This window comes from Shimia sp. R9_2, from assembly GCF_017743735.1.
Taxonomy (GTDB): domain Bacteria; phylum Pseudomonadota; class Alphaproteobacteria; order Rhodobacterales; family Rhodobacteraceae; genus Shimia.
Map to the genome: position 1 here is coordinate 1 of NZ_JAGHRO010000017.1, position 13221 is coordinate 13221.

The following is a 13221-nucleotide window of genomic DNA, read 5'->3' on the forward strand; positions in this document are numbered from 1 at the left end:
TGACGGACACAAATGACGCCGTCACAGGTCTCACGCTGGAGACGCAGACCGTTGCGGAAAACGCCCGCGGGGCGGTGGTTGGCCAGTTGACGGTTGCGGATCAGGATGTGGCGGACACCCACAGCTATACCGTCTCAGACGACCGTTTTGAGGTGGTCGATGGTGCATTGAAACTGAAAGACGGCATCGCGCTGGATCATGAGGCGGCCGCGCAGGTCGATGTGGAGGTCACGGTCACAGATGCGGCGGGCAGTGCGCACACCGAGAGTTTTGCGATAAGCGTGACCGATCAGGCAGACCTATCGGTCTCTACCGGCTTTCAGGCAAAATACTTCGACGTTGACCAAAGGCTGCGCGCTATCAGTGATGTCGATTGGGATGCTACCCCCACCCATCAAGAACTCGTCTCGAACATCAACTACACCAACAGTGCAGGCTCATTCTGGGAAGGCGGCGCGAGAGACACCTTTGGCGCTGAGATCAGCGGGACAATCGAAGTCGAAACAGGCGGTGTCTATCGTTTTGATCTAAGCGCGGACGATGGCGCACAATTGTTCGTCAATGGACAGCAGGTGGTCGATAACGACGGCCTGCACGGTTATCGACTGAGGTCCGGTGAGTTGGAGTTGCCTCCTGGTTCTCACCACATCGAAGTCCGGTATTTTGAAAACTATGGCCACGCTGGGTTAAAGCTTGAGTGGGATGGCCCTGACACAAACGGGACAGAACCCGTGATCGCGCCCGATGTGTCTGATGCGCAAACCGTCTCAGGCATGCCCATCGCCCTATCCGTATCCCACCCGGATACAGCCAGCGGCGAGCCGACAGATCTGATACTGGAAGGTTTGCCAGTTGGCACGTTGGTGGAAGCTGCGGGGCAAACATTTGTCACAGGTAGCGCAGGCCGTGTGGACATCACTGGCTTTGACGGCGACTTGATAACGGTGAACCCGCCAACTGACTTTTCAGGCCAGCTTGATGCGGTTGTGACAATGATCAACTCTAGTGACCCCTCTGGCGGAGTCGAAATCAGCCAATCTATCGGGATTGACGTGAACCCAGCGAATGTTGTGGCGCCATCTGCGCAACTGGTCACTGGTTTCAGCGTCGACTACATCGACATGGATCAGCGCATTCGCAACCTCAACGATGTCGATTGGGATGCAGAGCCGAGCTATCAGGATCACAGATCAGAAATCGACTTTCAGAACAGCGCGAACTCTTTCTGGGAGGGGGGATCGCGTGACACTTTCGGTGTACGAATAGAAGGCCAGATCACCGTCGAGGGTGGTGGCTCTTACGAGTTTTTCACATCGGCGGATGATGGCGTCGCGCTCTATGTAAATGGCGAGAGGGTCATCAATGACGATGGCAACCACGGCTATCGGACCCGATCAGGTCAAATAGATCTGGAGCCAGGAACGCACAACATCGAGATGCGCTATTTTGAGAACTATGGCCATGCGGGGTTGAAACTGGAGTGGCAAGGGCCTGACACAGAGGGGCGTGAAACGCTGCAAGCTGATCAGGGAACGGCCATTGATGTGAATGGCACTCTCGACGTGGGCATCGATCTCACCGGTGCAAGCCCCCCCGCAAGCCTGAGTATGACTGGGTTGCCCGCCAATACGATTTTGATGAGCGGGGATGATGCCCTTCTTACAGATGGCGGTCCAGCGGACCTTTCAGGTTGGAACATCAACGCTTTGGAAATCTCGCCCCCCGCTGGCTATGAGGGAACGATCAGCGGCGATATCATCCTCAGCGACACGGCCTTTAACGGTGCGCAGACCACATCCATCAACAGCTACGAGATTGTCGTGGGCAATCTCGTAGCCGCAGAATATTCAGACCCTGGCGCGGGCGATCCCAGCCCTTTTGGCGCTGAAACCAGCCCGCAATCTTTGGCATGGGATGCAGTGCCTGAAGGCCGCGATGAGGAAACAGATGAGACAAGCGCGAACAATAAAGATGTGCTTTCAGAACCCGTTGTCGTGCAAGTGAATGGTGAGGTCACACAAATCGGAACGGATACGTATGAGCGTGTGGATTGGTAGACTGATCGACCTTGGCTTTGGTGGGCACAACAGAGTTGGCCTCGCGTCGGTTGTTATCAGTCGGATTTATCCGGGCCTCAGGCAGCCAGGAGGCCAATGAGGCGCTCGTCGCCCTTCTCGTAATCATTGCAAATGCCATCGCGCACTCACTCCGACCATATGAACAAAACTTTTTAGTAGATCCGAACGCGATCTGACCAGCCCCCTGAACGGGGGCGGAGAGGCATGACAGCTGCAATTCCACTGATCGGGGTGCGCAGTGGGGCGGCGCTTTTGTGGTGACGATACCTCCCCAATTGCGGGCGAACCGAGCTACCGCAAAACACACCGCATCATCGGCACTCGACCCAGCCTGATATCGCGTGCTGGACCACCCCTAGTCACACAGCGCAGATGCTTTGCCTAGACACTTGACGCTTCTAACGGGACTTGATCAGAGACTTTCGCGACCCATCAAACTTCGGACAATCCAGCCTCTATCTGAAGGATCAGTTTCTCGAATTGCAAATCCGCAGGGGTTTTCTCCAGCCGCGCGTTCTCATCTTGCTCCCAGTTCTGATCCAACTGCCACGCTTCCCTTTCCAAGTACTTATGGCGCCGTTTCAGTTGGGGGAATGAAACTCACGCGTTACCCCTAAAACTGGACACCCTTAAAGAAGTTGATCAGGTTCTCATTCCCCGGTCAGAGACCATTTCGATACTGTTTGGGTGTTTTTCCTGTCCATCTACGGAATGCCCGGTGGAAGCTGGCGGCGTCTGAAAAGCCGAGAACAAAGGCGATTTCTTGAGTGCTGAGTTCTGCATCACGCAGGTACTTTTGAGCAACCTCTAGGCGGGTTGATGCAAGTATGTCGCTGAAGGTTGTGTTTTCACGCTTCAGAAGTCTCCTTAAAGTGCGACTTGTTAGCCCGATGTTGTGCGAAATCTGATCCATGTTGGCGTCAAAAGAGGCTCGGCGAATTAACTCTCCGCGAACTTTTCCTGAAATGGGGCCTGAGCCACTGTGCAAAATCTCGGATAACTCCTCTTCGCAGATTTCAGTGACCTGCTTATAAGTTCTGCTGTTACCCAACTCGAGCCTGCGGTCATTCCATACCAATGGAACGCAGAACCGGTTATGTTCAGCCCCGAGCTGGTAAGCCTCAGCGGCGTCTTTATCTACTGTGTAGAAACTATTCTGGTGACACCGCACTTCAATCAGGTTTGATTTGAATTCTTGGCCCAAAACATCCTGATGCAATGACAAAAATATCCCGACCTGGAGGCAAACAAGAAAATCATAAAAATCAGGCGAACTTGCGGCCGCCTCGACCGGCTCGAACGTCCATCCTTGCAGCTCAGAGTCAAAAACAAATGCCATTTCGCTCGTAGGAGCCGCAAGTGAATGGAATTTTTGCGCAAATTTGACGGTATCTGGGTACCGTGTTCCACTCAATACGGCGTACCCATACAGCCCATAGTCGGAAATGTGCAGTGATCTACCAATTTCATATGGAATTGCCGGGTGCCAGCGTTGTTCGGCGATGTTTCTCAAAACACTGAGAATTTGGTCCAATGAAACAGAGTAGTCTTTGTCTGAAAGCTTGGAGCGATCGACGCCAGTCCCTTTAAAAACACGTTTTTGGTCTAACCCGCGACGCTTTAGTATGCGAACTGCTGCGTTAAGTTTTGAAGTAGTGTGGTGCTGGTCTTTCAAAATGCGCCCCTCTGTTTCCACAAGCACTTGCTGTCTGGCTTTACGGACAGACTGACCCACATAGCCTAGTCTGTTCAATACTAGGGGCTGACAAAATCAAAGAGGTTCAGAGGGCCTTGCTTCAGCTTTTGGTGAGGTCTACCGGACGCAGACCAGAAGGCTAGCGCTCAACAACGCAACAATCAGGTGGCAATCACATGGTTGGCGAATGATCTCCGCTGAAAAAAACGGCCCACGACACACCCGACAGCATTCGCGAATGAATGCCGGGAGAGAGCCGCGGGCATGCTGGCCTAGAACGAGCTGCCAGCTCTTGAGCAAGAAAAAGACGTCGCGTGGCGCCTTTTCCTCAGTAAATTCGATCTATCTAACTTCGACGGATGAGGAGAATAGATACTCATCCAAAGCGCTCTGCACCGCCGAAATGTCTGAGCGGTTCTGTTCCGGCAGAGTGACCGCCACATGCATCCCGCGCGTGCCACCGTCGGTAACTGCGATCTTGGCCTCGGGGAGCTTATGATCGTACTGGATCAGTTGGGATACGGCGCGTTTGGCCGCCTCAAGGCGCAAGCTTGGCTTGTAGATTTTGCCAACAGTGGTCAGCGGAACCTCTTCCATAATGTAAATATGTTTGGGCCAAGCCGGGCGTTCGTCAATATGCGCGTGGGCATGTTTCTGTAGCGCCTCCACGGTGACCTCAGCCCCTTCGTGCAACTGTACGAAACACACAGGCAGCTCTCCGGCATAGGCATCGGGCATGCCCACCGCTGCCGCTATGGCCACGGCAGGATGCTCGGTCATGGTGTTTTCGATCATGGTTGGGTCGATATTGTGACCACTGCGTATGATCAGATCCTTGGACCGGCCTGCAATGTAGATCCGGCCGTCTGCGTCTTTGTATCCCAGATCGCCCGAGTTCAAATAGTCGTCTTCGAAAACGCCTGTATTCTGCGCCGAGTCTCGATGGCCGGGCGAGATATGTTCACCACGGATTGCGACTACGCCGATCTCATCAACCTCGCAGGGATCACCTAGCTCGCCATCTACGGTCAGGCGCAGAATATCTACCTGCGAATACGGCAGCGGCCAGCCGACTGAACTGACGGCTCCTGCGCCCGACAACGGATCAATACTAACCAGCCCAGAGGTTTCGGTCATGCCAAGAAGTTCAAACAGTTTCGCGCCCGTCACTTCGTGAAAACGGGCCCCAACGGAAGGCGGGAGCAAGGCTGCACCGGTTAGCCCTGCGCGAATGCGGCTAAGGTCATAGTCTTCCGCAGGAATTTGCAGAACAGCGCCTAGAGCGGTGGGAACTCCGCCGACAAGGGTCACCTTGTGCTGGTCTACAAGGCGCCAGAACCCTGAGACAATCGCGGGCGTGCGCAGGCCGCCCGCCGACATCACCACCAATTCTACTCCACACATAAAGGCGCTGAGGCCAGCGGCAATCGTTCCCGCGACGTGAAAAAGCGGCAAAGTCGCCGTCAAGACATCGTCTGAGCGGTACCCGCACATGGTTGCCCCACCGAAGGCCGCGACCAGTTGCCCGCGATGAGTATGGGCCACCAGCTTGGGCACGCCGGTGGTGCCACCGGTATGGAAATAGGCCGCAATGTCGTCACCTGAGCGGGCGTCGCCAAATGTCAGATGATCCATGGGCTGGCTTTGGATCGCCTCGCCAAAATCCACCACACCCTCGACTGACGGCGTCCCCGGAGGCGCGATGCGCACTAGGGTCAGGCCGGGAATCTGGCCGCGTATCTTCAGCGACTTTTCCCAGATATCCAGCTGCGGGTGCGGCCCCAGCGTGACAAGAATTTTTGTATCGGAGGCCCGCAAGAGGTCAACGATGCTTTCCACCTGAAGCAAGAAGTTGATTGGCACCGCATAGCCAGCGGTCTCGGCACCCCAGAGGGTCACATAGGTCTCGATCAGTGAGGGCAGCATATAGGCAACGCCGGGCGCAGGGCCGCCGAGATCCGCAAACATGTTGGCCGCGCCACGGATTAGACCCAGCAACTGAGCATAAGTGACGCGGCGCGCCTGCTCGTCTTCGGCACCGGTCATCAACATGGTGAGAGCGGTCTTATCAGGGTAGGTGGCTGCGCTCGCCTCGAATACCTCAAGAATGCTGCGTTCCGGCAGACGTTGATCTAGGGTCAGATCAGATTCCAGACGCTTGATATCCTCAAGGCTCTGGATGGGGTGATCGCTGAAAACGGCCATGGTGTGCTCTCCTCCAAAACACGGTGTTTTTGTCAACCAGCAGCTTGACGCCACTGGGGTATCTCTTGGTCAATGCACCCGGTCACAGGGACCCAGTTCGAGCCACAGAGCGACAGTGCCCCTAGAATTCTCAGCAAGGGGTGCAAGGATCGCCGCGCGCGCGGGCTGGGTTGCGTCTAGGGTTTTTTGAAGCGGCGGAGCTGGAAATTAACCAGCAGCTTGAACATCTTGTTGTCCCACGGCGCGCCGACAAACTGGTTGCCGTCCAGCTTGCCTTTGCGCACGACGCCTTTGGCTTTCGAGAAGTTCAAAAAGCCTTCTTTGCCGTGGTAGTGTCCCATTCCAGACGGGCCGACGCCGCCAAAGGGCATGTCATCAACGGCCACATGGGTGACGACCTCATTGATGCAGACGCCGCCCGAGTGGGTCTCGTTCAAGATCTTCTCGCCACGGGCCCTATCCCAATCGAAGTAGTACAGCGCCAACGGGCGGTCGCGATTATTCACATAGGCAATCGCCTCGTCCAACGTGTCATAGGGAATGACCGGCAGGATCGGGCCAAAGATCTCTTCCTGCATCACGCGCATATCCTCGGTCACATCTGTCACCAGATACATGGGCAGTTTGCGGGTGCCGTCGAAAGTGTCATTTGACGGATTGAGGATCGTGATTTTAGCCCCTTTGGCCTTGGCGTCTTCAACATTCTCCAAAAGTCGATCGCGCTGACGTTCAGTGATGATGGAGGTATAGTCTTTGTTTGCCGCGAGCGTCGGATACCGCGCCGAGAACGCCTTGGCGAAAGCTGAAACAAAGGAGTCAACCTTTCCACGCGGCACCATCACGTAGTCGGGCGCCACACAAATCTGGCCCGCGTTCAGGCCTTTGCCAAAAGCAATGCGTTTGGCAGCTTCCTCGATGTCAAACTCATCATGAACAATGGTGGGTGATTTGCCCCCAAGTTCAAGTGTCACAGGTGTCAGGTTCTCGGCTGCGGCGCGCATCACGATGCGGCCCACGGGGGTTGAGCCGGTGAAGACCAAATGGTCGAAAGGCAGCTTCGTAAACTCGGTCGCAACATCAACGTCGCCGTTGATCACCACAACCTCTTCATCGGTGAACTGTTTTGTGATCATCTCGGTCAGTGTGTCGGCGGTTTGGGGCGCAAATTCCGAGGTTTTGATCATTGCCCGGTTGCCCGCGGCCAGCGCCCCCACCAGCGGTGACAGGCCTAGAAAAATAGGGAAGTTCCAGGGCACAACGATGCCAACAACGCCTAATGGCTAATAGTGCACCTTGGCATGTGCCCCCAACAGCATCAGCGGCAGGTGGCGCTTGGATTGCCCCATCAGCTTGCGCAGGTTCTTGCGGTAGTATCGGATGCCTTCCAGAATCGGCAGAATTTCAGCCAGCATCGTTTCCGCGTGCGCGCGGCCGTTGAAATCATGATCGACCGCCGCGATGAGCTGGTCTTTGTATTCCATCAACCCAGCGTGCAGACGGCTTAACCGGTCTACGCGCTGTTCATAAGTCGGGGCGGGATCAGCTTTGTATGCGGCTTGCAACTTGCTGAGCACAACCGGCAAGTTGCGATCCGTGTTTTTGATTTCAACGACGTTCTGAATTGACATCACAGTCTCCTGTTGGGTTGAAACATCCGAGACGCGCGACGGAGTTGGTAAAAATTTAGTGTGCGTGCTTACGGCAGGAAATGTTCCGAGGGGACAAGATCTTTGCAGTTAAGGACCGCTTTACCTCTCCGGATTGCGCACATTGATGCTCAAATACCCGAAATCGGTGATGAACCAGACAACAGTTAGATGACCGAAAAGCTCAATTTCGCTCAACGGGTTTGTTGCAGCGGTTTCCCAAGTTTGTCTGGTTTTTCTCGCAGTCAGTGGCCCTTTGTTCACTGCGACCTGCGCATTGTTTCGCTTAGTCTCGAGAGAGTTTACGCTCCAACCAAGCGAGGCCCGAGGGCACGCATTACGCCAGGACCTGAAACCGAATGAATCTTTGTTAATGGTTCATTGGAGGGCAGTTGTAGGGCTCAATTGGTGCAGAACACTGGGCGCCAAGTATACATTGAGGATGAGCTTTGACCTCCCGCAAGGCGAGAAGGGCAAGGCATCACCACAGCCAGATGATGCCTTGCTGTTCAGTTTAGCGATTGGCGCTCAGGAGTGTTTCCGCGGCCAGACGTCCAAAGTTATTGGCGGCTTTTGGGCTTGCGCCTGTGATCAGTTTTCGATCAATGTGGCACGCCGCATCGGCTTTTTTGTTCACGATCTCGACCCCCAAAGACGCTAGGCGCTCACCGAATTTCCAGGGCATATGGCCGGGCAAATAGCCGATCATTGGGGTTTGTTTGTCTACAGCATCGGGGAAGGCTGCGATTTTGTAGCCTTTGTAGATGAAGTCAGCTTCATTGCCTGCAGCCAGCAAAGCAGCTGGCCCGTGGCATATCGCAAGCGTAAACAGGTCTTGATTGTGCGCCCAGCGGAGCAGTTTGCCCAGATCATCGCTCTCCGGTAGGCCAAGCATTGCGCCGTGTCCGCCCGGCATAAACACTGCAACGTAAGGCGAAGTATCTGTCAGGGATGTCGCCACAAAATCCGCCAAGCTGCCGGGGTTTTGCAATGCGTCTGCATAGTCCTGGTATAGCTTCATCACGGTCGCGTCTTCGCGCGGCATCGCCCAGTCCTCGACAACAGCAGGCGCACCTGTGGGTGTGACGATATCAACCTCAAACCCCGCTGAAAGAAGATGCAGCATTGGCAGACCCAGCTCCACCGGATGGTTCCCGGTTGAGAATTTTTTGCCATTGGCCATCTTCATGTTGCGTTCTTCGGTGCAGACGACCAACACCCGTTTGTCGCTCCCTTGGTAGGGGCTGGCATAAGTTCCGCCGTCAAAATCGGTTTTTGGCGACGTGGCAAGCTTCAGCGAGAGCGGTGAGGGCTCATATGCGCCATCGCTGGTGGGCGTCGGAGCTGTTTTGAGCAGCTTTTTAAGAAAACTCATGGAAGTAATGCCTGTGCTCAGTTGATTTCAGTTACGAACGTATCGCGGGATTTACGTACCTTCGGCATCGGCAGCAGCCAATCGTTAGCTTCCTCTCGGTATCCGAGAGGCATCAGGATCACGGAGCGTAGTCCACGTTCTTCCAAGCCCAGGATTTCGTCCACGGTTTCTGGATCAAACCCTTCCATGGGAGTGCTGTCGACTTCTTGTTCAGCGGCGGCAATCAGACCGATGCCAAGTGCAATATAGGCTTGCCGTGCTGCGTGTGCGTAGTTCACTTCGGCGTCGCGTGGCACATAGGTGGCTTTGAGGTTACCGTAGTAATCATGAATCAGCGGCAGATCTCCGCGCGACTGAACATTTAGATCTACGACCTCGTCGATGCGGGCGTCGGTGTACGTATCCCACGCGGCAAAGACCAAGAGGTGGGACCCATCGGTGATTTGAGTTTGGCCCATAGCGGCCTCGGCGATTTTGGCGCGCAATTCCGTGTTTGTGACGACGAGCAGCTCAAAAGGTTGCGTGCCACTAGATGTGGGTGCCATGCGGATCGCCTCGACGATGGCATCAACCTTATCTTGAGGCACAACTTTGGAGGGGTCCATCTTCTTTGCGGCGTAGCGCCAATTCAAGTGGTCGTTAAGGGTCTTTGAAGTCACGATTTGATCCCGTTGTAGGTGTCTGAGTAGGCCGGTATAGAGTAGTAACCGACTAACTAGGAAGAACTTGAGGCGGCCACAAGAAGGCACATGAATGTCTCTCGGTCACAAGATGGGAACCACTATGCTAGACGATAAACACTGCCCAGATAGCCAACGCATCAATGAGGTTCTTTCGCGCGTGGGGGACCGCTGGAGCGTGCTGGTCGTCATCTCGTTGGCGCAATATGGGACCATGCGTTTCAATGAGCTCAAGCGGAACTTGGGGATCTCTCAACGGATGCTCAGCTTGACCTTGAAAGAACTTGAGAGAGATGGGCTGGTCAATCGCACTTACCATCCGACCATCCCGCCGAAAGTAGAGTATAATCTCACTGAAATGGGTGAGTCTTTTCGCGAGCCTGTAATGGCGCTGGGATATTGGGCGTTGGAGAATTTGAGTAAAATCGATGCCGCACGAGAAGCATACGATAAAGGCGCGAGAAGCTAAGGCGCGGCACTCGCGAGATTGGCAGTCAAAACCACAAAAACCTAAGATTGAGACAGTGGGATCTTGATTCACTTTGGGGTGATCGCGAAGCGATTTTGGGCGAAATTTTGTTGGTCAATCTGATCAAAAAGTGCCGGTGAATGTTCTTTTGATGAATTTTGGATGCTATAAATTCTTATGGCTTCAACGAACCGATATAGATCTTCGACTTCGCTGAAATACTTGTGCGAGGCGGCTTCCAAATTTGGCATTGATGCAGCTGAGTGCCTTGGCGGGACTGGGTTGTCCTACTTGGACATTTCTGACCCGAAAGCACTCCACACAACGGATCAGGAGATCAAGGCGATACAGAATTTGATCGCCCTTGCACCAAGAGACGTTGGATTGGGCTGGTCTATGGGGCGAGAAATGCATGTCAATGCATTTGGGATTTGGGGCTTTGCGATCCTAACAAGTCCGACACTTCGTATGGCGATTGAGGTGGCTATCGCCTATGCGCGGCTGTCTACAATCGTGGCGGCGATATCATTTGAAGAAGGCCAGAGGCAGGCTTTTTTAACGTTTGATATGGAAGGGTTGCCCAAGGATGTTCATCGTTTCTTATTTGAGAGGCATACTGCAGTTGCCGTGAATTTCATAAGCGAGTTGTTTCAGGGCGCTTCCGCAATTGATTTCGAAATACAGACACAGGAAACAGACCGAACTTACGCTGCGGAGCTATCTCTTATCAGCAATATCCCTGTTTCAACGGGAGGTGATACGAATTCTCTCTTGTTTCCAGTGGCTATTCTCGATCAACCCTTGGCAAAGTCAGATCCAGCGTCTCTTAGATTTTGTTTGGATCAGTGCAAAATGTTGTCTGATCAACCAGATGATGACGTTTCCCCCTGGTCCGAAAAGGTAAAAAACGAAATTCTGACCAACGTTTCGCATGACCACAAGATTGAGGAAATTTCCAGTCGGCTGACTGTAACGGAGCGTACCTTGCGTCGGAGACTGACCGAAGAGGGGACGAGCTTTCGAGAACTCTACACGGATGTCCGGATGGCTTTGGCCTATGAGCTTTTGGAAACTACGGGTTTGAACGTGGAAACTGTTTCGTGGCGGGTTGGCTACTCTGAAGCAGCAAGCTTCGCGCGGGCATTTACAAAGAAGTATGGCAAGGCGCCAAGCGCGGTGCGGAACGATGGTGTGGGGCGTGTTGCATGACACCAAGGACATCTTCTGCAAAGCACTAACGATGACCTTTTTCCGGTTTTGGGAACCACCGGTCTCGGAAACACCGGGCTGCGAAAACAAGCGAGAGTATGGCTTGGTCTTGTCGTTTCGACTATGCGGCCTGTTTTTGCCGATGCAAGTGTCTCGCTTCGAGCGACTGATGTTTGATCGTCTTTTGATATCTCTGGTGGCTATAGTTATCAACTAAGGCTTCGATTTGGGGTCAGACACTTGGCGTGGTTTTCCAAATGCTAGTGTTTGGACAACCCAAGTCGGCGCCAGCGACTATCGCCAGGAGAATTCTCCGTTTTTGCAAAATGCATCAACTACCGAGGCGCAATCACAACGCGGTGGGGCAGAAGGTCAGACAAACGTGATTGGTTTCCGTCCAAAGTCTACGCACTCGATTTGTCGAATTTTGGGGAACCGCTTGAGCGCCGTGGCTGCTCATGTGAACATGGAGGCTATGACTGCCAATTTTGCGCGGTGGATGTTCCTTCGACATTGGGAAACGAACTCGCATATGAGTTATTGGAGCGCGGCGAGCAACGGAGTGCATGGGACTTCGAAAAAGCCATAGTGGTTCGTTGTGATCACTACTTTCGCCGACGGTCTGCTTGATTTCGCACTCAAACAGACATCGCGCCTCTCGCAGCATCGGTCAGAAATGGACACAATTGAGACTTGACCGCAGTGTCGATCAATGGCCGCGATTTCGATTGGGTCAAAAATGCTTGAGGTTTGGGTCAGAATTGAATGACGCGATTTACACGTTTATTTAGATTTTGGCTGCGGATTGAGTCAAATATCAGTGACGTTCCACATCAAAAATTGTGAGACGACACATAGTTCTGCCATTTGCGACAGAACCTTTCCATTCTCATTGCTCGATGTTGAACCTTACACGACTTTGACCTTTGCGTGATAAACTGACGCAACATCTCCATTTTGCTCCCGCAGGCTGTTTCGATTGATCTGACTTCCCTTTTCGGAAAATCAGGGCTGATTTACAGGTTCAGTCGGCGAAGTCGCCTGCTCCTGCTGATCTGCCACGTGGCGAACGCGGATGGGGGCGAGGCAATGCTATTCGACAAAAGTGGTGCGGCCCGCAGCGCAGAGCGCGAGGACACGGTTTTGTCTAATTGGATTGCCCGAGGGGGAAGGCAGCGTCTTCCCCCTGACGGCCAGGGGCGTTTGGCTCGTCCAAATCCCGCTGGCCCAACAAACAAGAGCGGCGGGGCCATAAGCCCCGGCTCCATAGCGGGCATTCGATTTTAGAGATTGAAGTCACGGGAGGCGGGACTTTCCGATCATTCTCCGCATTTGCAAAAGGCCCAAAAAATCGGCCGTCTCAGTCCCGCAGGGCGGAAAGTGTGAATTCGCTACACTTTGCGCAAATGGCAACAACGCGGACAAAGCGTCAATTCGCTGCGGCTGCGCCAACGGCCGCTATGAGAAATCGGACAAAGTCAAAAACGGTGGATCCTGGTGAAGTAAACCGCCGGTCTTCGGTAAGGTTTTCACTGTATCCTTGGTGGAATACGCGACATTGAAATGGGCCGACTGGTTCAACAACCGCCGACAACTGGAACCCATCGGGAACATCACGCCAGCATAAGTCGAAGCAAACTTCTACGCTGCTATGGAAAGATCAGATAGGGCAGCGTGACTAAGATCAATCATCATCCCGTAAACTCGGCGCCCTTCATACACCTAACAAACTTCTACTGATCAGCCCCACCCAAGTGGTCCGGTTTGATTGTTAGTGCATGACTGGCCTCTGATCCATCGGGACGACGGTTTCCGGCGCTGGTGGGCGGTAACCCAGAGCACTATGCGGTCGTTTGGTGTTGT

8 protein-coding genes and 1 pseudogene are annotated in these 13221 nt (G+C 53.8%); 3 read left to right on the forward strand and 6 right to left on the reverse strand.

All coding sequences use genetic code 11. The features are described from left to right. A partial coding sequence (locus J7400_RS20930) for a PA14 domain-containing protein (protein WP_209066112.1) occupies positions 1–2057 on the forward strand: 2057 nt, incomplete at its 5' end. Between the two features lie 682 nt (positions 2058–2739). On the opposite strand, the gene J7400_RS20935 is transcribed toward J7400_RS20930, so the two are convergent. The 6 genes and pseudogenes from J7400_RS20935 to J7400_RS20960 all read right to left on the reverse strand — a co-directional run bounded on the left by J7400_RS20935 (position 2740) and on the right by J7400_RS20960 (position 9659). Further along, positions 2740–3753 (reverse strand): AraC family transcriptional regulator, encoded by a 1014-nt coding sequence (locus tag J7400_RS20935; RefSeq protein ID WP_209066114.1) that lies wholly within the window; start codon positions 3751–3753, stop codon positions 2740–2742. Positions 3754–4116: 363 nt separating this feature from the next. After that, on the reverse strand, positions 4117–5979 hold the full coding sequence (locus tag J7400_RS20940) for an AMP-binding protein (protein WP_209066116.1): 1863 nt from the start codon (positions 5977–5979) through the stop codon (positions 4117–4119). 176 nt (positions 5980–6155) lie between these two features. Next, positions 6156–7247: pseudogene (locus J7400_RS20945) on the reverse strand (coniferyl aldehyde dehydrogenase); the annotation flags it as partial. 12 nt (positions 7248–7259) lie between these two features. Continuing rightward, positions 7260–7607 (reverse strand): hypothetical protein, encoded by a 348-nt coding sequence (locus tag J7400_RS20950; protein WP_209066118.1) that lies wholly within the window; start codon positions 7605–7607, stop codon positions 7260–7262. A gap of 532 nt (positions 7608–8139) precedes the next feature. Next, entirely contained in the window at positions 8140–9000 is an 861-nt protein-coding gene (hchA, locus tag J7400_RS20955) for a glyoxalase III HchA (RefSeq protein WP_209066119.1), read from the reverse strand. 17 nt (positions 9001–9017) lie between these two features. Next, on the reverse strand, positions 9018–9659 hold the full coding sequence (locus tag J7400_RS20960; RefSeq protein ID WP_209066120.1) for an NAD(P)H-dependent oxidoreductase: 642 nt from the start codon (positions 9657–9659) through the stop codon (positions 9018–9020). A gap of 124 nt (positions 9660–9783) precedes the next feature. On the opposite strand from J7400_RS20960, the gene J7400_RS20965 reads away from it, so the two are divergent. Beyond that, complete coding sequence (locus J7400_RS20965; RefSeq protein WP_247738964.1) at positions 9784–10149, forward strand: helix-turn-helix domain-containing protein; 366 nt, start codon at positions 9784–9786, stop codon at positions 10147–10149. 177 nt (positions 10150–10326) lie between these two features. Then, on the forward strand, positions 10327–11358 hold the full coding sequence (locus tag J7400_RS20970) for an AraC family transcriptional regulator (RefSeq protein ID WP_280638037.1): 1032 nt from the start codon (positions 10327–10329) through the stop codon (positions 11356–11358). Positions 11359–13221: the final 1863 nt, after the last annotated feature.

What these genes read in the sequence shown, in the direction of transcription:
- J7400_RS20965 (WP_247738964.1), top strand. Translation starts at nt 9,784, where the DNA reads ATGCTAGACGATAAACACTGCCCAGATAGCCAACGCATCAATGAGGTT.
- hchA (WP_209066119.1), bottom strand. Translation starts at nt 9,000, where the DNA reads ATGAGTTTTCTTAAAAAGCTGCTCAAAACAGCTCCGACGCCCACCAGC.
- J7400_RS20970 (WP_280638037.1), top strand. Translation starts at nt 10,327, where the DNA reads ATGGCTTCAACGAACCGATATAGATCTTCGACTTCGCTGAAATACTTG.
- J7400_RS20940 (WP_209066116.1), bottom strand. Translation starts at nt 5,979, where the DNA reads ATGGCCGTTTTCAGCGATCACCCCATCCAGAGCCTTGAGGATATCAAG.
- J7400_RS20950 (WP_209066118.1), bottom strand. Translation starts at nt 7,607, where the DNA reads ATGTCAATTCAGAACGTCGTTGAAATCAAAAACACGGATCGCAACTTG.